At 50.8% G+C, this 24,638-nt stretch carries 23 protein-coding genes; 8 read left to right on the top strand and 15 right to left on the bottom strand.

The window, feature by feature from the left end; all coding sequences use genetic code 11:
• Positions 1-25 precede the first annotated feature (25 nt).
• Positions 26-823, top strand: a complete 798-nt coding sequence (locus BD_RS01760; RefSeq protein ID WP_011162972.1) for a hypothetical protein — start codon at positions 26-28, stop codon at positions 821-823.
• A 42-nt stretch (positions 824-865) separates the two neighbouring features.
• Here the strand turns inward: BD_RS01760 and BD_RS01755 are convergent, their stop codons facing one another.
• A complete protein-coding gene (locus BD_RS01755) occupies positions 866-1,957 on the bottom strand; it encodes a hypothetical protein (RefSeq protein WP_011162971.1) in 1,092 nt (363 codons plus the stop codon).
• Between the two features lie 169 nt (positions 1,958-2,126).
• Positions 2,127-2,783 carry an O-methyltransferase gene (locus BD_RS01750; RefSeq protein WP_038450698.1) on the bottom strand — a complete coding sequence of 219 codons (657 nt, stop codon included), beginning with the start codon at positions 2,781-2,783 and terminating at the stop codon, positions 2,127-2,129.
• 110 nt (positions 2,784-2,893) lie between these two features.
• Here BD_RS01750 and BD_RS01745 point away from each other — a divergent pair, with 110 nt between their 5' ends.
• From BD_RS01745 to BD_RS01730, 4 genes are all read left to right on the top strand, one after another.
• Positions 2,894-3,409 carry an OmpA family protein gene (locus tag BD_RS01745; protein ID WP_011162969.1) on the top strand — a complete coding sequence of 172 codons (516 nt, stop codon included), beginning with the start codon at positions 2,894-2,896 and terminating at the stop codon, positions 3,407-3,409.
• A 26-nt stretch (positions 3,410-3,435) separates the two neighbouring features.
• Positions 3,436-4,098, top strand: a complete 663-nt coding sequence (locus BD_RS01740) for an HAD family hydrolase (protein ID WP_011162968.1) — start codon at positions 3,436-3,438, stop codon at positions 4,096-4,098.
• 130 nt (positions 4,099-4,228) lie between these two features.
• Positions 4,229-5,086 (top strand): PilZ domain-containing protein, encoded by an 858-nt coding sequence (locus BD_RS01735; protein WP_038450693.1) that lies wholly within the window; start codon positions 4,229-4,231, stop codon positions 5,084-5,086.
• Positions 5,087-5,300: 214 nt separating this feature from the next.
• Positions 5,301-6,431 (top strand): hypothetical protein, encoded by a 1,131-nt coding sequence (locus tag BD_RS01730; RefSeq protein WP_011162966.1) that lies wholly within the window; start codon positions 5,301-5,303, stop codon positions 6,429-6,431.
• Here the strand turns inward: BD_RS01730 and BD_RS01725 are convergent.
• From BD_RS01725 to trxB, 4 genes are all read right to left on the bottom strand, one after another.
• Positions 6,428-8,152: a S8 family peptidase gene (locus BD_RS01725; RefSeq protein ID WP_226987901.1), complete on the bottom strand. Its 1,725-nt coding sequence runs from the start codon at positions 8,150-8,152 to the stop codon at positions 6,428-6,430. The two genes, BD_RS01730 and BD_RS01725, sit on opposite strands and share 4 nt — an antisense overlap.
• Positions 8,139-8,876 (bottom strand): hypothetical protein, encoded by a 738-nt coding sequence (locus BD_RS01720; protein WP_011162964.1) that lies wholly within the window; start codon positions 8,874-8,876, stop codon positions 8,139-8,141. Before BD_RS01720 ends, BD_RS01725 begins: the two co-directional genes overlap by 14 nt.
• A gap of 180 nt (positions 8,877-9,056) precedes the next feature.
• Positions 9,057-9,554, bottom strand: a complete 498-nt coding sequence (locus BD_RS01715; protein WP_011162963.1) for a response regulator — start codon at positions 9,552-9,554, stop codon at positions 9,057-9,059.
• 7 nt (positions 9,555-9,561) lie between these two features.
• The gene (trxB, locus tag BD_RS01710) at positions 9,562-10,506 is read right to left on the bottom strand and encodes a thioredoxin-disulfide reductase (RefSeq protein WP_011162962.1); all 945 of its coding nucleotides are present in this window, start codon (positions 10,504-10,506) and stop codon (positions 9,562-9,564) included.
• A gap of 107 nt (positions 10,507-10,613) precedes the next feature.
• Between trxB and BD_RS01705 the strand changes: the two genes are divergently transcribed.
• Entirely contained in the window at positions 10,614-10,901 is a 288-nt protein-coding gene (locus tag BD_RS01705; RefSeq protein ID WP_011162961.1) for a 2Fe-2S iron-sulfur cluster-binding protein, read from the top strand.
• A gap of 2 nt (positions 10,902-10,903) precedes the next feature.
• Here the strand turns inward: BD_RS01705 and BD_RS17935 are convergent, their stop codons facing one another.
• From BD_RS17935 to BD_RS01685, 4 genes are all read right to left on the bottom strand, one after another.
• The gene (locus BD_RS17935; protein WP_011162960.1) at positions 10,904-11,212 is read right to left on the bottom strand and encodes a hypothetical protein; all 309 of its coding nucleotides are present in this window, start codon (positions 11,210-11,212) and stop codon (positions 10,904-10,906) included.
• An 82-nt stretch (positions 11,213-11,294) separates the two neighbouring features.
• Entirely contained in the window at positions 11,295-11,993 is a 699-nt protein-coding gene (trmB, locus tag BD_RS01695) for a tRNA (guanosine(46)-N7)-methyltransferase TrmB (RefSeq protein ID WP_231839246.1), read from the bottom strand.
• Positions 11,962-12,999, bottom strand: coding sequence for a cation diffusion facilitator family transporter (locus tag BD_RS01690; RefSeq protein WP_011162958.1), 1,038 nt, complete (start codon positions 12,997-12,999; stop codon positions 11,962-11,964). The genes trmB and BD_RS01690 overlap by 32 nt, the downstream gene beginning before the upstream one ends.
• A gap of 44 nt (positions 13,000-13,043) precedes the next feature.
• Positions 13,044-14,042, bottom strand: a complete 999-nt coding sequence (locus BD_RS01685; protein ID WP_038450684.1) for a GGDEF domain-containing response regulator — start codon at positions 14,040-14,042, stop codon at positions 13,044-13,046.
• A gap of 507 nt (positions 14,043-14,549) precedes the next feature.
• Here BD_RS01685 and leuS point away from each other — a divergent pair.
• Positions 14,550-16,940 carry a leucine--tRNA ligase gene (gene leuS / locus BD_RS01680; RefSeq protein ID WP_011162956.1) on the top strand — a complete coding sequence of 797 codons (2,391 nt, stop codon included), beginning with the start codon at positions 14,550-14,552 and terminating at the stop codon, positions 16,938-16,940.
• Positions 16,941-17,125: 185 nt separating this feature from the next.
• Positions 17,126-19,027, top strand: a complete 1,902-nt coding sequence (speA, locus tag BD_RS01675; protein WP_038450681.1) for a biosynthetic arginine decarboxylase — start codon at positions 17,126-17,128, stop codon at positions 19,025-19,027.
• A gap of 104 nt (positions 19,028-19,131) precedes the next feature.
• Here the strand turns inward: speA and BD_RS01670 are convergent, their stop codons facing one another.
• The 5 genes from BD_RS01670 to BD_RS01650 form a co-directional block, all read right to left on the bottom strand.
• Entirely contained in the window at positions 19,132-20,016 is an 885-nt protein-coding gene (locus tag BD_RS01670) for a hypothetical protein (RefSeq protein ID WP_011162954.1), read from the bottom strand.
• Positions 20,017-20,123: 107 nt separating this feature from the next.
• Complete coding sequence (locus BD_RS01665; protein WP_011162953.1) at positions 20,124-20,717, bottom strand: hypothetical protein; 594 nt, start codon at positions 20,715-20,717, stop codon at positions 20,124-20,126.
• A 160-nt stretch (positions 20,718-20,877) separates the two neighbouring features.
• Entirely contained in the window at positions 20,878-21,897 is a 1,020-nt protein-coding gene (locus tag BD_RS01660) for an ABC transporter permease subunit (RefSeq protein WP_011162952.1), read from the bottom strand.
• Positions 21,894-22,925, bottom strand: a complete 1,032-nt coding sequence (locus tag BD_RS01655; RefSeq protein ID WP_011162951.1) for an ABC transporter permease subunit — start codon at positions 22,923-22,925, stop codon at positions 21,894-21,896. Before BD_RS01655 ends, BD_RS01660 begins: the two co-directional genes overlap by 4 nt.
• 53 nt (positions 22,926-22,978) lie before the next feature.
• Entirely contained in the window at positions 22,979-24,601 is a 1,623-nt protein-coding gene (locus BD_RS01650; protein WP_011162950.1) for a peptide-binding protein, read from the bottom strand.
• Positions 24,602-24,638: the final 37 nt, after the last annotated feature.

Raw genomic sequence — 24,638 nt, 5'->3', positions numbered from 1 at the left:
GATCCCGGGGTGTTATGGTGCCGCCATGATCCGCGAAGCCATTGAAATGATTTTCACTCCTGCCACCTCCGTCGCCAAAAAATACGGATTCGTCTATCATTCGATTTCACTGAAACACCGCTTTGAGCGCTGTAAAAAAATCTGGCTGCCGCATCTGAAAAACTGTCAGGACACGTTCCTGCAAGTTGTAAAAGACCTGCCTCAGAAGAAATCCGTGGTGGTTCTGGGCAGTGCCCACTTGCATGAAATCCCGCTGCACCTGCTGGTGGACAATTTTGAAAGCATCACCCTGGTGGATGTCATCCATCCATTGAAGCATCACTGGGCGGCCAAACGCAATTCACGCCTGAAACTGGTCACGCAGGATCTGGGTGGATCTTTGCATGAGCTGGAAAATCTAAAATCACTGGAAGATCTGAACCAGCTGATTCAGAATCTTTCGGCAAAACAGCTTTTCCATTTTGAAGCCGATCTGATTGTTTCCGGAAATCTTTTGTCTCAGCTGGCCCTGCTGCCGATGGAAGCTTTGGAAAAGTACATGAAAAAAGACCTGACTTTGGCGGAGAAAGACCAGATCTGCACAGCCTTCGGGGAAATTCATCTGAAGAATCTGCGCCAGTGCTCGGGACAAAAGCTGATTTATACAGACCGTGAGGTCACCTATCGCAATCCGCAAGGTGAAAAGATCTATCAAGGATCTTATCCGGTCAGTTTTGACGGCTTCACCAAACTCCGGGAATGGGACTGGATCCTGGCTCCGCTGAAAGAAGCGTCGAAGGACTACTCCATCGAAATGAAAGTGGAAGCTTACTCTTCCAAATAGAAAAAGCCGCATTTCTGCATCACAGATCATGCGGCTTTCTTTTTAGCAGCGGGGACCCTTGCTGCAACCCAGAAGGTCTTCGGTCTCTTTCAGCTTGAAGAAATTTTTCAAACGGGACTTGCTGTCCAGGTGAGTTGAACTGTCGCTTTCGCTCTCTTTATCATCCAGATGACACATCCAGGACAAAGCCGCTTTGGCTTTCTCAGTCTGCACGGACAACTCTTTATCCTGCGCCAGGAATTTATTCAGAATACGGAAGGCGATGATATCCGCCTGCGTCTCTTTGTTTTTGCTTTCAATGAATTTCGCAGACTTGTCCGCCAGATCAGCGTTCACGCAAGACAGAACGCGGTTATCCATTTCAAAACCGCGGAACTCCAGCTGGTGAGTCATCTCATGCGCCAATGCCATCACCAGTCCTGCAATTCTTTCCACTTTGGTTTTTCCAGCATTCAGCAGCAGCTGACCCGGACAGATGAAGATCACACCTTGCGGGCCACCGCCCGGTCGCAGCGAGCGCGCCATGACGCCCTGACCGTCGCTTCCGCACGCCACGGCCATATCGGTGGTCACAATGTCTTTCCCCTGATAGGACAACTCAAAAGTTTGCGACACCGACTGAACCACGGTTGTATTTAAGGCTCCCACCAGACCCATGCGGCCGTCTTCATCAAGCTTTTCGTTTTTTACAAAATCCATCATCAGCTTGTGGACGACTTCAGTCGCCTCTTTCACATCCTCATCATAGTTGTATATTGTGCGGTACTCTTTGTCGGCCAGAACCAGCAAACGACGCTGAGCCTGGATTCTTTTCGTATCGTCGGTGATGGTTTTTTTGAAGGCTTCTTCTGAACCGTCAAAATCTTCAGGCAAAGAAAGCTCTGCCTTCAGCACCTTGAGTGCCGCCTGCAGTCCGTTTTTCTTGATGTCCGCTACGATTGGCAGGACCGATTTTTCACAAATGTTGATTTCAGGAGTTTCACAGATCGGAGCGGATCTTGCGGCAGGGACAGTCTGTTCCGCCTGAGCTTTCTCAGCGGTCTTATTGCGGTGCTTTCTTGCGTAATCAGAATCTTTTTCCGCACAAGCGGCCAAACCCAAACTGATCGCCAGAATAACGCTAAGCTTTTTCATAACTGCTCCTTTTCTTTACGCGTGAGTACTGAAAAACGGCACTTCCGCGGGCCGGAGCCTCGTGATTCGAGGCGGACCTGATAACTAAGGAGTAAAGCAAAGGCAGGGCCAAGCCGCTGTCTCAGAATGAGATAACGCGGCGTAGGTGTAAAAAGTCACCAGGCACCTTTTATTTTTTGAGGGCTATGTAGAGGCCTTCGAAGGTGGGGATGATGGCGGATTCAAATAGACTTGGATCGGCCAGGCGTTTGTTGAAATCCTGCATGATGCGGATTTGTTTGTCCGAGAACTTCTGGGCGGGTTCACCCCACACGGAACCCGACAGGAAGATATTGTCGGCCAGAATCAGGCCGCCTTTACGCACGTTCTTTTCAGCCCAGGTCAGATAGTCAAAATAGGCGGCTTTGTTGCCGTCGATGAACACGCCGTCGAAAGGCCCTTGAGCCGCGATCTTTTCAAGCTCTTCGCGGGCATCACCCATCACCAGATGGATCTTCTTTTGGGACTGATCCAATTGTGCAAAAATCTGCGCTGAGTATTCGCCATGCTTCGGGTCTTTTTCCAGCGTCCACAGCTCCCCGCCCTCTGGCAGGGCTTCAAAGATGTACTGCGCCGACAATCCCGTCAGTGTTCCGATCTCGACAAATTTGCGACAGCCATGCGTGCGCACCAAAGTCTGAATCAACTTCGCTTCAGCTGCATTGATGCTGATTCTTCCCAAATTCAGTTCATCAGCAAACTGGCGGGAACGTTTTTTCAGATCACTTTCTTCGGAAAGAAGTGAAAGCATATAATTGTCTTTGTGGCTTAACACGGATTCACGCATGCCCCATCTTCGCACATCCCGCCTGCGAAGTTAACAGGAAGTTAATTTGCCCCCCATTCACCTCACGCTTAGCCTTAAAAGACCTGTTTCTCTAACACGGAGGTATTTCCATGAATGTGTCTTCAGCATTAAAAATTGCCGCATCCTTGACTCTGGTACTTGCGCTGGGCGCCTGCTCCAGCAAAACCAAAAAAGAAGATGAAAACGTCATCGGCCAACGTGGTGGTCGCGCACCTGACTCCGCCCTGTCTGGAGCCGCAGGAGATCTGCGCAAATCCAGCAAATTCTCGACCCTGTCCCAGAATATTCGTTTCAATGTCGGAAGCTCAGAACTCAATGCCTCCAGCCGCCGCGCTTTGAATGAAATCGCCAGCGAGCTGAAAAACACCGCCAATTCTTATGAGAAAATCCGCATCTCTGGCCTGACCGACCCGCAAGGGGACGCTGATCGCAACTTGCGCCTGTCAGAAGCCCGAGCGACACGCGTGCGCGACTATCTGGTTTCTCGCGGAGTGCCTGAAGACAAACTGGAAACCGTCGGCAAAGGGGCCGTCGCCCGCGACACCCTGGGCACTTCGTCCCAAATGGCGCGGGATCGCCGCGTGGACTTTGAGATTGTCGAATAACGTCAGAAACGGCAAGATAGTGGCCTATGAATCCACTTCTTGTCTTTGACCTTGATGGCACTTTGATTGACTCAGCCCCGGATATTATCGTGGCCGTCAATCGCACTTTGGCGAATCATTCAAAACCCACTCTGAGCGATGAACTGATCATCGCTCATATCGGCGAGGGCATTAAAAAGCTTATCGCCGATTTATTTAAAGTCGACAAACTGGAACCCGCCGACATCATCGCTTTGGAAATGGAGTTCCTGAACACCTACGAAGAAGAGATGCTGCAAAAGACCCGGATCTATCCCGGAGTTGAGGACTTCCTGTCTCGCTATCAGGGGCCGATGGGGATTATCACCAACAAAAACGAGCTGCCAGCCAAAGTCATTTTGAAACACTTGGGGCTGGACAAGTACCCATGGGTGAACGTTTTCGGAGCCGACACTCTGGAAGAAAGAAAACCCAGCCCCCTTCCTTTAAGAACCATGATGAAACTGGCGGGCCGTCTGCCTGGAAACACCCTGATGATCGGCGATGGCATCCCCGACATGGTTTCTGCGCAAAGAGCCGGAGTCGGCTCTATCGCGATTGGCTTTGGATACACGGCCACCCCAATCCTGGAAAAGTATGAGCCGTTGGCCGTATTAGAGCATTATCAGGACCTGCACGGACTGGTGAAAAGAATCACGGTGAGTGCCTAACGCGCCTTCGCCAGAAAAAACAACCAGGCACCTTTTGAGACGCTGGACTTTGGTCTCTTTCGTGGGAGCGGTGTAAAGGATTAACCAAAAAACTCCGATAACTTCCATAGGAATTAGTTTGAGGAGTGGAATGAAGACCCAAGGGAAAATTTGGATCATCTATGATGCTGAGGCCAAGACGCAGACGAAGCCAATGTCTGTGGTTCAAGCTCAAGTGTCTATCCTCTCCATTCCCGAGGATGCTCACTCCAAGTTTTTCCTATGGACACCAGGCTGGGAAAGCTGGCTGTCCATCAAGGACTTCCTGGAGTCCGACCAAAACTATTTCGTCATCGTTCAGCCCCCAAAACCCGGCGGCATGCCGACTCTTCCGGATGTAACTGAAAACACTTTGACTGCGACCAAGAATGCTCCGGCCACCAATGGCGGCGCGGACAGTCCGTACACGCAGGTGGTTGTCGGAGACATCCCACTGAAGCAGCGTGAAGTGGGCGGTTATCATCAGAAAGACTTCAACGGAGACGATCTGGATCTGGCCAAGATCCGCAAAGACAAATCCGACATGCCAAAACCGAAAAAGAAGGGCGACGAACCCGCGGAAACGCCGCTGGCCCAGGCCAAACCCGAGCCCAAAGGTTCGGATCGTCGTCGCGATCCCCGTCACAACTTTAAAATCGAAGTGGTGCTGGTTTCCAAGGTGCGTTCGTTCCGCACTTATTCCAAGGACATCTCTTTAAGCGGAACCATGCTTGAAGATGAAATCCCGAAGGACTTCCTGAACAAACCCTTTGATCTGATCATTGTGAATCCCTTTGAACCGGATCCATCCAAAGCCCGCCTGCTCTTCCGCGCGAAAATCGTGGGGGATCTGACGGACCCACGTCGTCTGATGTTCATCGAACAGGACGTCTCCATGACTTTGCGTCTGGATGCTTTGCTGAAGGCTTACGTAGCTTATCAGGATCAGGTTCGCCGAAGCGCTGGTTAGTTCTTTTCCTCTATCGACGCCGGCAGTTCCCCGACTTTCACCTCATAGATTACAAAGACGATTGTTTGTTCCTTGATCATCTTACAAGTGTTGCAAAAGAATGCTTGTGTTAACGCCTCTTAATGCTTATCGAGGCCAGTTTTCTCACATTTAAGTCAAGACTCCTTAACACACACCCGATATCTAATATTGAGAAATCCACTTAGGAGTCTTTATGAGTACATTGAAGTACGTTGTTGCAATGGGTTCTGCACTAGTCCTGCTATCAGGTTGCCAGAAAGAACTCGAGGAGGCTTCCAAGCCCCGCTACCTGTACATCGCCAGCGGCGCCTGTTACTCGGGCACCGGCAACACCACCTACAGTGCCACCACTTCTTCCAACGTGATTTTCCGCATCGGGCTTGAGACCGCCCAATATGAAGGCCGCATAGCCGACTTTACGACGGGTCTTGATGCCCCGGGCACAACTCCTGTCAGTATCGTCAATCACGACGAAGAACATCTGCTGGCGTTGCTGGAGCACACCGGCCAGCGCCGTATCGAGCTGATCAAAAAAGAGCTGTCCGGTGAACGACAGACTTTCTATAACAACACTTCCGCGACGGCCCCTATTGGCGCGTTGCAATCCGCCGCTCGCTACTTGATTTCTGTGGTGGATGGCCTTTTGATCAGCCGCACGACAGCGATTGAAAAACTCGACACCGGAAAATCCCGAGAATCCGGCTCAGGCACCAATGCCTGGGTGCAGGCTCCTGGTGGTGCCTGCAGTGCCTCGATCACCAACATCACTTCCCTTGCGACCTATCCGACATCTTCCAATGCCGCCGGTTACAACATCATCTATACTCACTCGCAGAATGCTTCCAGTGCGAACAACCGCATCGGCATCATGAATGGACTGACAGGATGGAATGGAACCAGCGGGTGCCTGGCGGCGCAATCCGGCCCGGCCCTGACAGCTTATCCGACAGCTTCAGTGTATATGCCTGATGCCGGACGCATTGCTGTGGCCTATGCGGGAATCACAGGTTCCATGCTGAATTCAATTTACACTTACGATGTGGATGAAACCGCCAACACGATCTCTGATCCGGTGAATGCCTATGAGGTTCCCGGTGTGATCTATGGAGCTTCGGCGATGGTCTATGACGAAGTGGAGGGCCATCTGTATGTCGCCACGGGCGGTGCCGTGACCACGAATTTCACGACGGGGAATGTTCCCTACAATATCGAGAAATTCAGCTATGACAGCACCACAAAGACATTCTCCCGTGTGGGTTCAACGTCCTATTACAGCGGAAACCTTGAAACCCGCTGTATATCATCGATGTTTATTGCGGACTAAGGTGTTCCGATGATCTGCAGCCCCCAGCTGACCAGATCCCCATTGAAGGTTGAACCACCATCAATGACTTTGATTGTCCAGGTGCCATTGGAGCGCTCCTGGAAGAAAGCATTGCTCAGGAAGACTTCGTTGTCATAGTCCACCTGACCCAACAACGAATTTCGCATATTCAAAATCATGCTCTTGGTGCCTGACGGAGACGTCAGTTCCACACCCAGATCCCCCACGCGGTCATGATCCACTTTCAACCGGATACGAACCCCTTCGATGCGCAGATTGTCTGTCACTGTCACGGTGTTGCTGACACCCGTCGCACTGTAATCAGGAATGGCCACCCTTGTTGTGTTCTCAATCCAACTTGTACCAGAAAGACCGGCCGTAAACGTCGAAGTGTAGTTTTTTGCCATCGCCACCGCCGCATCCACATCCACACGACCAAAGCCATACCAGTTGTGGAATTTGAATCCGGCACTGTTGGTCACCCAGGCATTTTCCCAGACCGCCCCTGTCGGCAGAATCACGTTCTTGGACGAATTCCCTGGATAATTTCTAAGTGGATGGTTACTGATGGCCCCCGAGTTAGGACGAACCTGCACCGCCGTCTTCGCCAGAATGTATTTCACATCACGCCAGTTGAGATTCGGATTGGCTTCCAGCAGAAGCGCAATCGCCCCGGTCAGAACCGGAGCCGCCGAAGAAGTCCCGTTAAATGTCGTCGTGTAATTGCAATTGCTGTTTCCGTTGTTGCCTCGTTCGAACTCCACTTTGCCGGAAATGCTGGTCTGAGCATAGCCCGCCGTACAACCGGTGCGATCGGTGGTCACCATCGCCGGAGAATCATCGCCGGACTCTCCCCCAAAGGACGAAATCCAGACATTCGAACCCACAGACGAATACGAAGCCGCGTCACCGGTGGAATTTAATGCCGTCACCAGAATTGTGTAAGGCGTGCTGTTGTCCGGGTCCAAATTGGAGTTGCCGATGCAGTAGGTGTCGGTGGAGCCTTTGCATTCCACCAGGAAGTCATTACCGGCAGACTTTACATAAATGGAGCCTTTGCCACTGCGACCATTGAGCACCCCGTTCAGCAAAGCTGTTTCCCAGGCGGCCACAGGATCCGGCAGATAGTTCTGCGAGTTCCCCCAGCTCATGTTGTAAACATCATACCCACCGCTCAGCTGCTCGGCCATTCGGCTGAAGGTTTGCGAAACTCCTGTAGACAGGAAGTTATAGGCCAGCAGTTTGGCTTTGTAAGCAACACCCTTGCTGCCCACACCGTTATCCCCGACAGCCGCCGCCAGACCCGCAACCGCAGTCCCGTGATTGTCATCCGCAGAGTTCGGAGGAGCATTGTTCGTACCTGAAGTATGATAGTTCTTGGACACCCCATAAAGGAAGTTGTCCTTCAAATCCGGATGGGCATCCTGAACCCCGTCATCGGAAATCACAATCTTGATTCCACTTCCGGTCAGTCCCCCGGTCCACGACTGCAACAGATTCAGATCAACACCCGCGGTTCCGGCATCGGTGGCGAAAACCTTTTGTCCGGTGTTATTGATATGCCAGGCATAACCCAACAGCGGATCCGCCCCGGTGCCCACCAGCTCTTCACCAACGGCGGTGAAACTGTTCTTCGCACAGTTGGTAAATAAAGTCCCCGTGATAGTGGCTATCACTGCAAGGCCCGCCAGCATTTTGGCTTTGGGACTAAAACTTTTCATACTTCCTGCTCAAAATCTCCAGCTGGGTCTGACTGACGCCAGGTTCGCTGCTTAAACGTTCTTTCAAAGAGGACAAATTAAAAGTGTCCTGTGCGGAGGTCACAAAGTACAAATTCGCCTCCGGCATCGCACCCACCACTTTCAGGTCATATTCCTGAATCAGGGAATCGATATTCACACCTTCATTCAACGTGATCTGAATCGTGCCCGTCACAACTCCGGCAATCCCTTTGCGTTCGTTATAAACTGCCAAGGGCTGCGACGCCGAAAAGTGACGGTCATCGCCACGGAAGCCTTCTTCTTCGACCAGATAGTAGCCGTTAATTTCAGCCAGATAAGCACTGCGTTTGCCGGCGGACTGCGGATAAGCGGTCACACCCTCCCACACTTTCCAGGAACTGCCGGACAGAACTGAGGACTGCGCCAGACGACGATCATCCGGTTTGGGTAAAACAGTCTGCTTTCTTTTCGGCTCCAGCAAACGGCGGGATTCTTCCGCCTGGTTCTGGCCATGCGAAGGTATCTCGGTCACCTGCATCTGTGCGCTCGGGGATTGCAAAACAATGTCCTCTTCGCTTAGACGGTCTTCAGAAGAGGCAACAACATCGGCGGCCTCTTTCAGGGATTCAGCCAGAGTCGGCTCCTGATCCTTTTTTAGGAACCAGGAAAGCGCCACAACCGCTGTGATTACAACAAGTAAGATGATGACGTGTTTACGTGCCATGAGTCCTTTAATTCTATCGTTAAAAAGGGGGCCACGTTCACTATTTTCTGCAAGAAGTATTGGGAAAGTATGGAAACGGCCTGTGTTCCCGAATTGAGACAGAACTTTGGTCTGTAATAAAAAAACCCTCAGCAATCACTCACTGAGGGGTCCCAATTTTTTAAGCTATTTTCGTTCCGGTTACGGATTCAGCTTCAAAAGCGTTTCCACGGTTTTTTTCAGCTTTTCAACGTCGAATGGCTTTTTGATGTAGTCATCCGCGCCGATCTCGAAGGCCTTTTTCATGTCTTCTTCAGAAGCTTTGCCGGACACGAACACCAATGGGATTTTCTTCAGATCGCGGTGTTCTTTCAGCAACTGCGCCAATTCAAAACCGTTGATCCAAGGCAATCCAACGTCCATCAGAATCAGATCCACCGAGTGATCATCCAGCACTGTGGAAAGCTCGGTGCCATCGGCCGCAAGCTTCGTCACGTAACCTTCACTCTCAAGGATTCTTTTCATCGCCAGGCGCATGGTTTCGTCATCCTCGATCACCAGAATGATCTTTGGATCCAGCTTTTTCTTGGCTTCACGGAACTGATCCAAAGGCACCACTTCCTGAGAAGCAATGCGGGCCTTGGTCATTTTCTCGATCTTTTCGATCAAATCCTTGGTGTTGATTCTTTTGTCCTTCATATCTTCCTTAGTGAGCTTCCTGGGCTTCCAGCCATCTTTCAGCATCGATCGCCGCCATACAACCTGTACCGGCTGCCGTGATCGCCTGACGATATACGTGATCTTGCACGTCTCCCGCCGCAAAGACACCTGGAATGTTAGTATACGTGGTGTTGGGCTGGGTGATCAAATAGCCTGTCTCATTCATATCCAAAACACCTTTAAAAAGGTCGGTGTTCGGCTTATGGCCAATGGCCAGGAATAGACCTGTGATCGGAAGTTCTTTGACAGCGCCATCAAGAGTGCCTTTGATTTTTGCGCCGGTCATACCCTTGCCGTCCCCCAGAACCTCGATCACCTCAGTGTTGTAAAGCACTTCGATTTTTGGGTTCTTCAAAGCACGGTCCACCATGATCTTGGAAGCACGGAAATGGTCACGTCTGTGGATCAGATACACTTTGGTCGCAAAACGAGTCAGGAACTGAGCTTCTTCCATCGCCGTGTCACCACCGCCAACAACGCCGATTTCCTGATTGCGGAAGAAGGCACCATCACACGTTGCACACGCGGAAACACCGCGGTTGGCGTAAACTTTTTCAGAAGGCAGGCCCAGATACTTCGCGCTGGCGCCGGTAGAGATGATGATGGATTTTGCCAGGTGAAGTTTGTCACCGATCCACACTTTGAACGGACGCTGGGAAAAATCCACTTTCGTCACGTTACGAGTGATAAAACGCGTGCCGAATCTTTCAGCCTGTTTTCTCATGACCGTGATCAGGTCAGGACCCGTGATCCCGTGGTCAAAGCCCGGGAAGTTTTCAACTTCGGTCGTGGTCATCAGCTGACCGCCGGCCTCTTCACCTTCGATCATCAAAGGCTCCAGATTGGCGCGGGAAGAATAGATAGCGGAAGTCAGGCCTGCAGGGCCGGAACCGATGATGATGACGTTTTCAACTTTTTGATCCTGAGTCATAGATTACCTCACAATTGGTCGGGACAATAACGGATCAAGGCTACCACAAATAGCCCCGTTTTCATTACTTCTTTGCACGTTTTGGACTGCGTCAGCTACAATGGGCTATGCCGTTGATTTCCTTTAAAAAGAACATGCCTGCCATTGAAGTTCCTGCCGGCACCGTACTGATGACGGCGTTGCTGGAAGCAGGCCTTCCTGTGGCCTCCAGCTGCGACGGAGATGGCGTTTGCGCAAAGTGCAAAATTATCATTGTGGATGGAAAACAGAATCTATCTGCTGAAAACGACACGGAAAATTTCCTGCGCGAAAAAAACGGGCTTTCTTCGGAGGTTCGCATCAGTTGCCAAACCCGGGTTCAGGGCGACATCACAATCGACGCGACATACTGGTGATATTAAAGCGCACGAGGTCTGAAGTCCCGGCCCGGATCATCCACCTCGTGGTCGGGGCGATCCAGTCGACGGGCCTCTGCTGGCTGCGGAACTGAACAGCGCTCCCCTTCCACATAGGACATATTCGTTCTTCGCCCCACCCCGGCCTGATTTCGGCCATAACAAGGCACCACTGAACTGCGTAAAACAGTCATCGGCTCTGCCGGAGTCACAAAATCAGTTTCACGCGTGATAGCGGCCTCCGCCTGCTCAAAACCCAGCGACAGAGTCAAAGTAAGGAGTGTCATAGTAGCCTTTAATAAAAAACCCATAGAATTCTCCTTCTATGGGCCCATTGTATCCCGAGTGCGGGACTAATTTTGAATTTTGCCTTTTAACGCTGGACCTAGAACCTTAGATCTTCTGAAGTCTGACGAAATTGATTTTGATTCCTTCACGCAGGAAGATTTTCTCAAAAGCCGTTTCGAAGTTCTGATCTTTCATGTCCGAATTGTGCAGATCCTGAGTTTCAAAAATGATCTTGTACGGGGACTGACGGATTTCATCCATCGCCCACAGGAAGTACACCAAAGAATCAGTTTTGAAATTGATGAAAGAACCTGGCTTTTGCAGACGGAACAACAACTCCAGATTCTCTTTGCACACGAAGCGGTTTTTAGGCTTTTTCGGAGACGTCCATGGATCCGGGAAATGGATGTAGACGTTGTCGATTTCACCCTCAGCGAAAAGATGATCAATATTGAAGGCATGGAAACGCGTGATCGCCGCATTTTTGCAGCCCGCGTTCACGGCGCGACGGATGGATTGAATCAGAGGTTTGTATTTCAGCTCCAGACCCACCAACAGACGGTCGGAATGGGTCTTTGCGTGATGAGCAAAATAAGTCCCATTGCCAGTGCCCACTTCCACATCCAGCGGCATGGCCGCATCGGCTTTGAAGACGTCCGAACGCCACTTGCCCTTGTTCAGCGGCGCACGCAGTTCATCGAAAGCCACGTGTGCATATTCGCCATTCAACGCCAGGGTGTAGGCGTTCTGGTTGGGAAGGTCTTTGGTGATGTTAATTTGTCTGCGAAGAGCCTGATCTGTCATGGGTCCCTTGATTAGTCGGAGCCGGGTCATCGGTCAAGCTTTTCACAGAGAAGTCAGGCTTCTGCCGGAACGGCTGCAAACGAATCGGGCACTGGGGAACCTGGCAGCTGTCACAGTAGGATTTTTTACAAGGATCCAGGTGAAACACCAGCTCCCCGTCAAACTCATAATCCTTTACCACCGCCGCCTCAAAATCACCGGTCATGGCATGAACCTGAGAAACATCCCAATATTCCGGCACCACCATGTGCGCATCCACGTGGTGGAAGCGCCCAGAACGGATCACCCGTAAATGGTGAATGTTAATCACTCCAGGAACGCGGTTTTTCTCCATCGCCTCCGCCAGCTGTTCCAGCGAGGCTGGATCCTGCTGATCCATAAGCCCCCCCAAAGACCCGCGAACAATCTTGAATCCGGCATAAGCCAGTTGCAAACCCACCAGCACAGCGATGACCGGATCCAGCCACTGAATTCCCGTCAAAAGCACCAGCCCCAGTCCCACCATCACGCCGACTGTGGTCAGCACGTCAGAAAGGACATGAGCCCCGCTGGCTTTGAGTGCATCCGACTGATGAGTCCTGCCCACGCGCTTGAGGTACAAACCCAAAGCCAGGTTCACCAGCGCAGCTCCCCCGACAATCAGCAAACCCGTCTCAAGCTGCTGGGTCGGCTCGTGATAGATCAACGCCTTGACCGCTTCGCCGATAATCATGATCGCAGCAAAGAAGATCATCCCACCTTCAAAAGCAGAAGAAAAATATTCGGCCTTGCCATGGCCATAAGGGTGATTTTCGTCCGCAGGCTGCGAGGCAAAACGAATCACAAACAGCGCCACGATAGCTGCTATCACATTCACAATACTCTCGAGGGCGTCTGATAAAACCGCCGTCGAGCCCGTCAGACGATAGGCAAAAACCTTCATCGCAAATATCAGAACACTGGCGATGGCGGAAACCCAGGCGGCACGATTACGGATCTTGTCAGAAGAAGACACAGCATTTTGCATATAGGAGCGTTTTCTTAGATAGAGCGAGGCAGGTCAACGAATAATTAGCCGGCCGCTTTACGACGCTTATGAACAGCGGATTTGATTTCCACCACAGGCGCACTTTCGGGCTTGTAATGAGCCACTTGATTGCGTCCCGCCCTCTTGGCCTGATACAGGGCATGGTCGGCGCGGCGAACCAGTTCACGGGCGCTGATATTTTCCCCCGGAATGGTGATAGCAAAGCCCAATGAAGCCGTCAGCTTCATGGAGTCCTCACCATTGCGGAACGTGGTCTTTTCAATATTTTCACGCAAGCGTTCACAGAAATACATCGCCCCGGCGTGGTTGGTCTCTGTCAACACCATCAGGAATTCATCCCCGCCGTAACGGGCCGGGATGTCGATATTACGGGTATTGGCGCGAATGATTTTCCCCACCTCCGACAGCACATAGCTTCCGAACAAGTGGTCATGACCGTCATTCACGGTTTTGAAATAGTCCATATCCATCATCACGACACAGACATCACGATGGAAACGACGACCGCGCTCCATCTCGAAGTCCAGGCGTTGATACAGCGAACGCATGTTATACAGACCCGTCAGGTCATCGGTGTCTACAAGCTCTTTGAGTTTTTCATTGGCGAAAAGCAGCTGCTCGTGCAGGTCACGGATACGCAGTTGCGAACGAATGCGTGCCAGAAGCTCCAACGGCACAAAAGGCTTTACGATATAGTCATCCGCCCCGGAATCCAGAGCTTCAATGATCGCTTCAGTGCTGGAATTTTCAGAAACAAACACACAGGAAACATGAGACAGACGCTCACGCACCGACTTCAATACGCGCAAGCCCGCCATGGAAGGCGCCATCCAGTCTAAAATGACAATGTGAGGAATCCAGGATTCGATGAGCTTGTGGGCTTCGGCTTCCGTGGTCACACCACGCGCGTCGTAGCCCTCCCAGCGCAACGGCTCCAGGAGAATCTCCAGGCTGTCTTTATCGTCGTCGATTACTAGAATACGGCGACTTTTGGGTTGTTTAGGGCTTACTTCAAAACTCATCTTACATACCAGTGTAACTTCTGCCCTACTCATCGGTTAATTCCGGGAATTATTTAGACAATTTTCTAATCATAAGACCAGACTACCAAACTTTAATCCTGCCCCGCCGGGAGAAGGACTGGAGGCTGATCTCCGGCGCTTCGGACAGTCCTCGCTCGGTGGGGTTTTTCCCCATTTACAGGCCCTTTGGCTCGTCCGGGCTCCTTGCGTTCCGCAATTCCCCCGGACCTGCGGAACTTGCGGCGGAGATCAGCCCCCACCCCTTCCCCCTCAGACAGATCTTGTTGGTCCGCCCGAGCGCGAGGTTTTGGGGCATCTTGCGACAACATGATGCACGCGTTAGTTCGATTGGTGTTTGGACTTTGGGCGGGGAGAGTTTTCTTACATTTTCTGTGTTTTGATGAGGGGCCTGCTGTGAGCGCTAAGGGGGTCTTATTCGTTGAATTGTCAGGGGATTTTCGCTAATTATGGTGATGGTGTTTTCTTTGAATTTTGAAGGATGTTTTTATGAGTTTGAACTTCACCGAGTACGAAGCAAAGTGGCAGAAAAAATGGGCTGATGCGAAAGCGTTTCAAGCTGAGACAACCAGTTCCAAGCCGAAATATTATGCCCTGGATATGTTCCCTTACCCTTCGGCTTCCGGTCTGCATGTGGGGCACATGGCCTCTTACACTCCGGGCGATATTATCTCCCGCTACAAGCGTGTGAACGGATTCAACGTTCTTCATCCGATGGGTTATGACGCTTTCGGTTTGCCGGCGGAACAATATGCTATTCAGACTGGTGTTCACCCTGCAATCACCACGAAGAAAGCCATCGACAGCTTCCGCAAAACCTTGCAGACGTTTGGTTTCAGCTTTGACTGGAGCCGCGAGATCTCTACTTGTGAGCCTGATTACTACAAGTGGACTCAGTTCATCTTCCTGAAACTTTATGAGCGTGGCCTGGCTTACCAGAAGGAAGTTCCAGTCAACTGGTGCCCGGCATTGAAAACTGTTTTGGCCAACGACGAAGTGGTCGATGGTAAATCCGAGCGTGGCGGTCACCCGGTGATCCGCGTTCCGATGAAACAGTGGATGCTGAAAATCACGGACTATGCTGAACGTCTTTTGAATGATCTGGACAAATTGGACTGGCCGGAAAGAACCAAAGAAGGTCAGCGCAACTGGATTGGCAAATCCGAAGGTGCGCGCATCACCTTCAAGGTTCACGGCGAAAAAGACACCTTCGAAGTCTTCACCACTCGTCCTGATACATTATTTGGTGTGACTTTCATGGTGATGGCTCCGGAACATCCGCTGGTTAAGAAAATCACCTCCCAGCCTCAGTACACGGCGGTGGAAAATTATATCGCTGACACGGCGAAAAAATCCGAAGTGGACCGCAAAGCTTCCACGGAAAAAACAGGCGTGTTCACTGGTGCCCACGCGACTCACCCGATCACGGGCGACAAGATTGAAATCTGGATTTCTGACTATGTGCTGATGGATTACGGCACGGGTGCAATCATGGCCGTTCCTGGTCACGATGCCCGCGACTTTGAATTCGCAACCAAGTTCAACATCCCGATCAAGTCCGTTCTTGAAAGTGATATGCTGCCATTTGAAGGCGACAGCATCATGATCAACTCTGAATTCCTGGACGGCTTGAATAAAACTGAAGCCATCTCCAAAATGCTGAAGCATCTGGAAGAAAACAAGCTGGGCGTTCGCGAAGTTCAGTACAAACTGCGTGACTGGCTGTTCAGCCGTCAGCGCTACTGGGGCGAGCCGTTCCCGATTGTTCACTTTGCTGATGGCTCCAAAGGGGTTCCAGTAAATGAGCTTCCGGTGATTTTGCCGGAAGTGGCTGACTACGAACCGGCTGACACCGGCGAAGCACCGCTGGCGCGCAACGCGGACTGGGTGAAGTACATGGACGGCGACAAAGAAGGCCGTCGTGAGACGGACACCATGCCGGGTGCGGCGGGTTCTTCCTGGTACTTCCTGCGTTACATTGACCCGAAAAACACCGAAGCTCCATTCAGCCCCGAGGCTGAAAAGTACTGGATGCCGGTCGACCTGTACGTCGGCGGCCCTGAACACACGGTCGGTCACTTGCTCTATGCCCGCTTCTGGACAAAGGTTCTTTTTGACTGCGGTCTTGTGACCCACGATGAACCGTTCCAGAAACTGGCGCACCAGGGGATGATCCTGGGCCCGGATGGCGAGAAAATGTCGAAATCCCGTGGAAACGTGATTTCTCCGGAAGACATTGCTCGTTCCCACGGTGCCGATGCTTTGAGAACCTTTATCAGCTTCATGGGTCCGGTGGACAAGGACAAACCTTGGGCTCCGACTGGTATCGATGGCGTGAAACGCTTCCTGGATCGTATCACCCGCCTTGTGGTGAACGACGACGGTCAGCTGGTGGCAACTTCCGAGGCTTTGACTCCGGAGATTGAGAAATTAGTTCACAAAACGATTAAAAAAGTCACAGAAGACATCGAGTCCATGAGCTTTAACACTGCGATCAGCGCCATGATGATCCTGGTGAACGAGCTTTACCGTGCAGAATGCCGCTCTGTTTTGGCCGTAAAACCGCTGGTACAGATTCTGGCTCCGTTTGCCCCGCATTTGGCTGAAGAATTGTGGGAAAAAATGAACGGAGAGGGACTTTGCGCTTTGGCTCCATGGCCAAAATATGATAACACCCTGTGCGCTGATGACACTGTGACAATCGGCGTGCAAGTGAATGGAAAAATGCGCGGCACGATCGAAATTGGCGTGGCAGCCTCCGAACAGGAAGCTGTGGCCGCGGCGAAAGCCGTTCAACAGGTGGCAGCTGTGCTTGGCGACAAGAATCCCGACAAGGTGATTTACAAAGCCGGCAAAATTTTGAACTTGATCGTAAAGTAAACAACCGAATCCCAAATATACGAAGCGGGATTCACGCAAAACAAGACCGATCAAAAAGGTCCAAGTGCAAGGCGGAAGGGTCCCTCTGAAGCGCAGGCGTGCTCCAAGCACGTCGGAGCGAAAGAGGTCCCCTGACAACGCAGTCAATTGGGCCCTTTTCATCGGTCCCCCGAGGAGAGCGAGAGATGACTTGGAGTCCTGAAAAAAGTGCTGAGCTTTATGGGATTAATAACTGGGGCAACGGTTATTTCAGAATTAACAGCGCAGGCAATGTTGCTGTCACTCCGATGGGCGCTACAGGTCCGACAGTGGATCTGCATGAGCTGACCCAAGATCTTTTGGACCGCGGTATCCGCGTTCCCATCATGATTCGTTTTCCGGAAATTATTAAATCCCGCGTGGAGCTTTTGAACGGCTGCTTCCAAAAAGCATTTGCTGATCATGGCTACAAAGGCCAGTACCGGGGCGTTTACCCGATCAAGGTGAACCAACAGCGTCACCTGGTTCAGGAACTGGTGAAATACGGCAAAGACTACTCCATGGGTCTTGAAGCGGGTTCCAAGCCTGAGCTTCTGGTCGTTCTGGCTTTGATGAACACTCCAGATGCACTTATCATCTGCAACGGTTTCAAAGACTGGGAATACATCGAAACTGCGATCCTGTCCCAGAAACTGGGCCGCAACACCATCATCGTGGTGGATCGTAAAGAAGAATTGAAAATGATCGTGGATGTGGCGAAAAAGTTTAACGCCCGTCCAAAAATCGGCTTCCGCGCGAAGCTGAACACTCAAGGTGCCGGCAAGTGGGTTGATTCCTCTGGTGCCCGCTCCAAGTTCGGTCTGACTTCCACTGAAATCGTGGAAGGCGTTGAGTTCCTGAAAAACGAAGGCATGTTGGATTGCCTGGAACTTCTGCACTACCACATTGGCTCTCAGGTTCCGCAGATCCAGTCCATCAAGTCCTCTTTGAAAGAGGGCGCGCGCTTCTACACTGAGCTGTACAAAATGGGCGCAGGCCTGAAGTACATCGACGTGGGCGGCGGCTTGGGCGTTGACTATGACGGTTCCGGCCACTCTGACAGCTCTGTGAACTATTCTGAGCAGGAATACGCCAACGACATCGTGTCTGTGCTTCAGACTCTGTGTGATGAAAAAGGCATTCCACATCCAAACATCGTGACGGAGTCCGGCCGCTTCCTGGTGGCTCACCACTCGGTTTTGGTGTTCAACGTGATGGGCGTGAACGATCTTCACCGCCACGAGCCGCCTCGTCCAGCGACGAAAACGGATCATTCCATCATGCAGGACATGCAGTACATCTTTGAAAAGGTGAACAAAGACAATATCAACGAGTGCTTCAATGACCTGGAACAGGCCAAACAAGAAACTCTGCAATTGTTCACTTACGGCGTCTTGAGCCTTGAACAGCGTGCATGGTGTGAATCCATGTACTTTGCGATCGCGACCAAGATGATCAAACTGGCGCGCGCGACTCCGGATTGTGAAGACATCGTGGCGGCTTTGGGCAAAGAACTGTGCGACACTTACTTCTCCAACTTCTCTGTGTTCCAGTCTGTGCCGGATTCATGGGCGGTGGGTCAGTTGTTCCCAGTGATCCCAATTCACCGTCTGGGCGAAGAGCCTAAACGTGAAGCGACTTTGGCGGATCTGACTTGTGACTCTGACGGTGTGATCGAAAAGTTCATCGACACCGCTTCTGGTGAACCGAAAGAAACCATCCGCTTGCATCAGTTCACTGAGGGCCAGCAGTACTATCTGGGTGTGTTCCTGACCGGTGCCTACCAAGAGATCCTGGGCGATTTGCATAACTTGTTCGGGGATACTGATGCAGTTCACATCTCTTTGAATGGCGTGGGTTACACCATTGACCACTACGTTCCGGGCGACACGGTGACTGAGGTTCTGTCTTACGTTCAGTACGGCCGTTCTGAAATGGTCGACAGCGTTCGTCAGGCGACAGAGGAATCCATCCAGAAGGGCTCGATCACCAAACAAGAAGCCAAGCTTCTGATCAAGCACTACGAAGAAGGTCTTTCCGGTTACACATATCTGGAAGAAGCCGAGTAACCCAAAAGGTTCCTGGTTCTTTTTTGCAACTCAAAGCGGCGAATTAAAGTTCGCCGCTTTTTTTTGCCTGAACTCTGGGGCTCATCACAAGCAATCATCAGAGTCTAAAGTCCTTCAACCACTTCTGCATTGGCCTGAGTGATCGCAGGCTTGCCACAGCCAGAGTAAGTCACGGTGGTGATCTTTTCCGAGGATCTCATCGTCACCACCCCGTCATCAAACCCGCAGACCGCGCGATGCAAACCATCGGAAGACACGCTGTACACGTTCTGGGTCACGCCACCCCTGAGGTGACTGACGTTTCCGCTGATCTGAACAAAGCCCGCCCCTTTGGCAGAATCTTCATCCGGAATAAAGTCATAGAAAGAAACCCCTGTGACCTGATGCTGAACACCTTCCACGGTCGAAGTTTCCTCAAACTCGCGATCAATCTGAATCGCTCCGCTGGTAAGACGCATGTGCGTGTGAGTGGACTGAATGTTTCGAATCGAACCCGTCTTCCCATAGACATCGACATCCGTATCAACAACAGAAACCACCGCCCCGTTTTCTTCTTCCCGCGTGCTGATCAAATTCACCGTACCTTTGACTTCACGGCAGGAATATTCATACAGAATCTCGCGGCGGACATCCGAGTCCTCTTTCACCGTGCGCTTTACACAAGGGCCCTGGGGCAAAACAAGCCCCTTGCCGGAAGCAAAAGACATATTTAAGAATGGATCCTGCATGATATCGCCCTGAGAGGCGTTGTGAGAGTCGGAATCCAGTTGTTCACAGACTTCACCCACGACCTCAGAGTCCGGTACCGTTTCCGAATCGTCGGTGGAATCATCAGAACTGCCATCGCTGGTGGAATCGTCTGTTGTGGTGGTTTCTTCAGAGGTTTTGGAACTGAATTCTTCGGCGAAAGACACCGGTGTCTTACAAGAGCTCAGCATCAGAGCCAGAAACAATCCCCAGATTCCCGCGTACATCCGTTTGGACATCATAAGATCCCCCCGCACGAACAAGTGCGTTTGATGGGATCAGGTTAGGGGGAAAGTATTGAGGGACTATGCAAGCCCCTCAAAAACGAAAAGAATCCCGAACTGATATATTACTTTAGACCCGCATTGAGACTGGAGGTCATTTTAACCGCCGTTGGGATCACAACCGCAGGACATCGTGGATAATCACGACGGGATTTATAAGCCAGACGGTCTTCAGAAACCTCGCGGTTCATCTGGTAACCTGTCGCTGTTTTCACAAACGTGTACTTGATCACGGTGTCCAGATTCAGGGTCTTTTTATCCATGGAATACAAGCGGCAGAAGCCATCGTACTTTTCATCGTGATAAGTCACCTTGGAACGGGAAAGACTTGTGAACTCCAACGTGCCGTCCGCATAGATACGCCCCTGCTCGATGCCTTTAGAGTTTACCAGCTTGTTGCCATCAATTTTCAAGGACACTGGCAGATCATTCCAACCACCCAGCTGTTCACACTCATAGAAAGAAAAACCAAGCTCAACCACGTCAGCCGTTTGATCCAGATTCAAAGCGACCGTGCACTTCACATTGCGAACATCCGCAGAACCATCCAAACGGAAGTACTTCGCCGTCATTTCACCGGCACCTTTGATTTTGCCAAGAACTTGAGTGTGAGCTGAAACAGCAAATACAGACACTAGAAGGCCAACGACAAACTTCATGAATCCCCCAGGAATAGAGTGGTAATTGTTTGGACCTTATCGAGAGGCCACCGGGGGATCAACTTTAAAGACAGAAAGAATGATGCGGTGTAGGTGTAAAAAGTCACCAGGCACCTTTTTGGGGATAAAAAAAGGTGGCCTTAAGCCACCTGTTTTTTATCTACATTTTGGAGTCGAAGGCGTCGCGGACTGCAAGACCGATGTTGATCAACAGGGTCAGAGTCAGAACCAGAGCCACCATCGGGCCCCAAACAATCCACTCTGCAATCGTGAACCATTTTTGAGCCTGAGCCAGCAACTCACCCCAAGAAGGAGTCGGCGGACGAAGACCCAAGCCCAGGTAATCCAGGAAAGACAATGTATTCACGCCACCTGCGATAAAGAACGGCGCAAAAGTCACAATCGGAGTCAAACCGTTCGGCAGGATGTGTTTACCAATGATACGGGTGTGATCCGCACCAATCGCTTTAGCTGCCTCAACGTACTCACGCTTTCTCAAAGACAGGAACTGGGCACGCATATAAGCAGAGATCCCGGTCCAGCTGAAGATCGCGAAGAACCCGATCAACAACGGCAAGCTTGGAGTAAAGATAGAAATGATGGTCAAAAGAACGATCAGGATCGGGGTGCTTTCCACGATCTCAACCAGACGCTGACCTACCAAGTCGGTCTTGCCACCCATGTAACCCATGATAGCACCCATGGTGATACCAATCGCATAGGTCGCCAGCCAAGAACCGATCGCGAACAACATCGTGTAACGGAAGCCGTACAACAGACGAGTCATCACGTCACGACCGCTCTCATCCGTACCCAACCAATTTACCTGGGTTGGAGGGGATGGATACGTGTCTACAAGTTTGTTGCTTTCATACGGGTCCCACTGAATAACCGGCCATACCGCCCAGTCGCCCTCTTTCATTTCAAGCTCACGATAATCCATCACATAGATGTCATCACGGCCGAAGGCAGTTGGGTGATAGTCCTTGAACAATGGGAAGAACAACTTCCCGTTGTAGCTCATCACGTGCGGGTGATTGTTGGCCCAAAGTTCTGCCGTGAAGCTCACGAAGAACATAGCCAAAAGAATCCAAACAGAGACAACAGCGACACGATCGCGCTTAAATCGCTTATATCTCTTCAGCGTCAATTCATTGCGAATAAGATATTTTTCGATCATTTGAAGTCAATCCTTGGATCAATAAGAACATAAATGATGTCAGAGAAAATACGTCCGAACATCAAAAGCAAAGACGAAATAAATGTCAGACCCATGATCACGTTATAGTCACGCGCCATGATGGACTGATAACCCAGCAAACCGATACCGTCCAAATTGAACATCTGTTCGATGATCAAAGAACCCGCCAGGAAGGCTCCGAAGAAGCCACCCAAACCGGTTGCGATCGGGATCAAAGCGTTGCGAAGAGCATGTTTGAAGATAACCACGTTGTCAGAAAGACCCTTGGCGCGTGCCGTACGAACAAAGTCGGACTTCACAACATCCAGCATGGAGTTTCGCATCAGAGTGGAAAGCTCCGTGAAACCACCGATCATGTAACAGATCAGCGGCAGCACAAAGTGGTGAGCGCGATCCACGATCTTACCCCAGGTGGTCAGCACTTCATAATCGTCCGAGTGCAATCCACCCAATGGGAACATGTTCAGTTTCCCGGCGAACACAACGATCAGGAAGATACCCAAAACCAATGGTGGGATGGAGTACGTCAGATTCAGAATAATAGTGGTGATACGGTCAAAAGCGCCGCCGGCCTTGATGGCTTTGCGAACACCCAGAGGGATACACACCAGATAAGTCAGGATCAAAGAGGCGATACCGAACTGCAAGGAAACCGGGAACTTACTTTTGATCACGTCAATGACCGGCTCCTGGTAGGTGAAGCTTTCACCGAAATCCAAACGGGACAGATTTTTTAGCCAGATGATGTAACGTTCGTGCAAAGGCTTGTCGAAACCGTATTGTTTCTTCAAAGCCTCAATCACTTCTTCGTTAACCGCGGAGTCCCCGCGACTGTTAACGCCGGCAGCTCCGCCGCCACCGCCACCAGCAGAACCGAAGCGAATTGCCTGCAGTTTCTGCTCAATGGGGCTGCCCGGAGCCAGATTGATAAGAACGAAAGTCATGATGGTGATCCCGAAGAATGTCGGGATCATCAGTAGTAATCGGCGAATCAGGTAGACGATCAAAGCCCTACTCCCAAACTAATAAGAGACAGATGAACAATTCCAGAGGAAGAAGCCTATTGAGGCTTCATCCACCAGTAGTCTGTACCAATTTCGTACTTAAATGTCTCTGCAGGAGTGCCCATGCGTGAAGAATTTGCATAGAATACGTACTTGTCGTTGAACAAGAACGCGTATGGAGCGTCTTCAGCGATTCTTCTGTAAACTTCTTTCAACTTAGCAACACGTTTTGCTTTATTCGGCTCAACGCGGGCTTCGTCGATAAGTTTGTCCACTTCAGGGTTTTTGTAACCGATGAAGTTAGAACCACCTGGGATCGCACCGGAAGAGTGCCAGATTTGTTTTGGATCTGGATCAACAGAACCACCACCCCAAGCCATGGTCACAGCGTCGAAGTTACCTTCGTCAACCAGCTTCAGGAAGGAGTTCCACTCAAGATACTTAAGTTCCATGTCGATACCGGCTTTTTTCAGGTCCTCGCGGTACATAGTCCAGTATTTCTCTACGTCTTTATTAGGGTAGATCAAAGTGAACTTGAACTCAGATTTCTTGCCGTTCACGGTTTTCTCAAGAACACCGTTTTTGTCAGCGTCATTCCAACCGGCTTTAGCCAGCAATTCCTGAGCTTTCTTCGGATTGAATTCCAAAGCTTTGTTGCCTGGGTTGTATTCGGATTTGATGTAAACAGCGCCGTTAGCAAGATCAGACATGCCGTAACGGAACTTTTTGTTCATCTCTTCGCGGTTCAACAGGTGAGCCAAAGCCACACGTACGTTTTTGTCCTGGAACAATTCTTTGCGGAAGTTCCAACCCACGAAGCCGTAAGACTTAGGAGCGCTGTTGGCAACTTTGTGCTTAAGAACAGTTTTGCCCCAAGGAGCCCCTTCAGTTTTTTTCATGAAGGATTCAATACGCAGGTCAAGGTAATCAAGCTCACCTTTTTTAGCGCGCTCAAGTTGAACGTTCTCGTCTTTGTAGAAACGAAGAGTCACAGTGTCGAAGTTGTACGCGCCTTTGTACAATGGCTCGTTCAAACCCCACCATTTGTCGAATTTCTTCAACTGGATCATTTGACCACGGTCGAATTTGGACATGGAGTATGCACCGGTGCAGATCAACTGACGGTTCATTTTTTTGGATTTCTCAACATCGCCATAGATGTGCTTAGGGATGATGGTCAGACCCGCAGCGGATTCGAAGTTTTTGAAGTACATGTCTTTAGCGGTGAATTTCACAGTGTGAGAATCAACCACTTCAACTTTGGAAAGACCTTCGTAGTAGGGACGAAGGTGAGCCGCTTCATATTTTGGCTCGAAGATCGCGTCGAAGGAGAACTTAACGTCTTCAGCTGTTACCGGCTTGCCGTCATGGAAGACTGCATTTTTACGAAGGAAGAAAGTGAAAGTTTTGTTGTCTTTGGAGACTTCCCACTTTTCAGCCAAACGAGGTTTCCAGTCATAAGTCTCAGAATCACGAGACAAAAGACCTTCACACACCATCGCTTGCACGTTGGAACCGTACACGTCTGTGCTTGTGATCGGATGAACTGTTGGTGGTTCACCGCCAAGGTTGTTTACGAAATTTCCGCCTTTTGGTGCATTAGCATTTGGTGCTGCTGCGAAAGCGGGAGCTGTCAAAGCTGAGCTCAGTGCAAGAGCCAGGAGTCCCTTCATATTCATTGTGTTTCCTCCAAAGAATTTCGCTGGGAATTTAAGT

Source organism: Bdellovibrio bacteriovorus HD100 (assembly GCF_000196175.1).
Taxonomy (GTDB): Bacteria; Bdellovibrionota; Bdellovibrionia; order Bdellovibrionales; family Bdellovibrionaceae; genus Bdellovibrio; species Bdellovibrio bacteriovorus.
The sequence above is the reverse complement of the archived record's forward strand: the minus strand, read 5'-3'. Positions and strand labels throughout refer to the sequence as shown.

Bases quoted from the DNA above. Each gene is read 5' to 3' on its own strand.
- BD_RS01760 (WP_011162972.1), top strand. From the start codon at position 26: ATGATCCGCGAAGCCATTGAAATGATTTTCACTCCTGCCACCTCCGTC.
- BD_RS01755 (WP_011162971.1), bottom strand. From the start codon at position 1,957: ATGAAAAAGCTTAGCGTTATTCTGGCGATCAGTTTGGGTTTGGCCGCT.
- BD_RS01750 (WP_038450698.1), bottom strand. From the start codon at position 2,783: ATGCGTGAATCCGTGTTAAGCCACAAAGACAATTATATGCTTTCACTT.
- BD_RS01745 (WP_011162969.1), top strand. From the start codon at position 2,894: ATGAATGTGTCTTCAGCATTAAAAATTGCCGCATCCTTGACTCTGGTA.
- BD_RS01740 (WP_011162968.1), top strand. From the start codon at position 3,436: ATGAATCCACTTCTTGTCTTTGACCTTGATGGCACTTTGATTGACTCA.
- BD_RS01735 (WP_038450693.1), top strand. From the start codon at position 4,229: ATGAAGACCCAAGGGAAAATTTGGATCATCTATGATGCTGAGGCCAAG.
- BD_RS01730 (WP_011162966.1), top strand. From the start codon at position 5,301: ATGAGTACATTGAAGTACGTTGTTGCAATGGGTTCTGCACTAGTCCTG.
- BD_RS01725 (WP_226987901.1), bottom strand. From the start codon at position 8,152: ATGAAAAGTTTTAGTCCCAAAGCCAAAATGCTGGCGGGCCTTGCAGTG.
- BD_RS01720 (WP_011162964.1), bottom strand. From the start codon at position 8,876: ATGGCACGTAAACACGTCATCATCTTACTTGTTGTAATCACAGCGGTT.
- BD_RS01715 (WP_011162963.1), bottom strand. From the start codon at position 9,554: ATGAAGGACAAAAGAATCAACACCAAGGATTTGATCGAAAAGATCGAG.
- trxB (WP_011162962.1), bottom strand. From the start codon at position 10,506: ATGACTCAGGATCAAAAAGTTGAAAACGTCATCATCATCGGTTCCGGC.
- BD_RS01705 (WP_011162961.1), top strand. From the start codon at position 10,614: ATGCCGTTGATTTCCTTTAAAAAGAACATGCCTGCCATTGAAGTTCCT.
- BD_RS17935 (WP_011162960.1), bottom strand. From the start codon at position 11,212: ATGGGTTTTTTATTAAAGGCTACTATGACACTCCTTACTTTGACTCTG.
- trmB (WP_231839246.1), bottom strand. From the start codon at position 11,993: ATGACAGATCAGGCTCTTCGCAGACAAATTAACATCACCAAAGACCTT.
- BD_RS01690 (WP_011162958.1), bottom strand. From the start codon at position 12,999: ATGCAAAATGCTGTGTCTTCTTCTGACAAGATCCGTAATCGTGCCGCC.
- BD_RS01685 (WP_038450684.1), bottom strand. From the start codon at position 14,042: ATGAGTTTTGAAGTAAGCCCTAAACAACCCAAAAGTCGCCGTATTCTA.
- leuS (WP_011162956.1), top strand. From the start codon at position 14,550: ATGAGTTTGAACTTCACCGAGTACGAAGCAAAGTGGCAGAAAAAATGG.
- speA (WP_038450681.1), top strand. From the start codon at position 17,126: ATGACTTGGAGTCCTGAAAAAAGTGCTGAGCTTTATGGGATTAATAAC.
- BD_RS01670 (WP_011162954.1), bottom strand. From the start codon at position 20,016: ATGATGTCCAAACGGATGTACGCGGGAATCTGGGGATTGTTTCTGGCT.
- BD_RS01665 (WP_011162953.1), bottom strand. From the start codon at position 20,717: ATGAAGTTTGTCGTTGGCCTTCTAGTGTCTGTATTTGCTGTTTCAGCT.
- BD_RS01660 (WP_011162952.1), bottom strand. From the start codon at position 21,897: ATGATCGAAAAATATCTTATTCGCAATGAATTGACGCTGAAGAGATAT.
- BD_RS01650 (WP_011162950.1), bottom strand. From the start codon at position 24,601: ATGAATATGAAGGGACTCCTGGCTCTTGCACTGAGCTCAGCTTTGACA.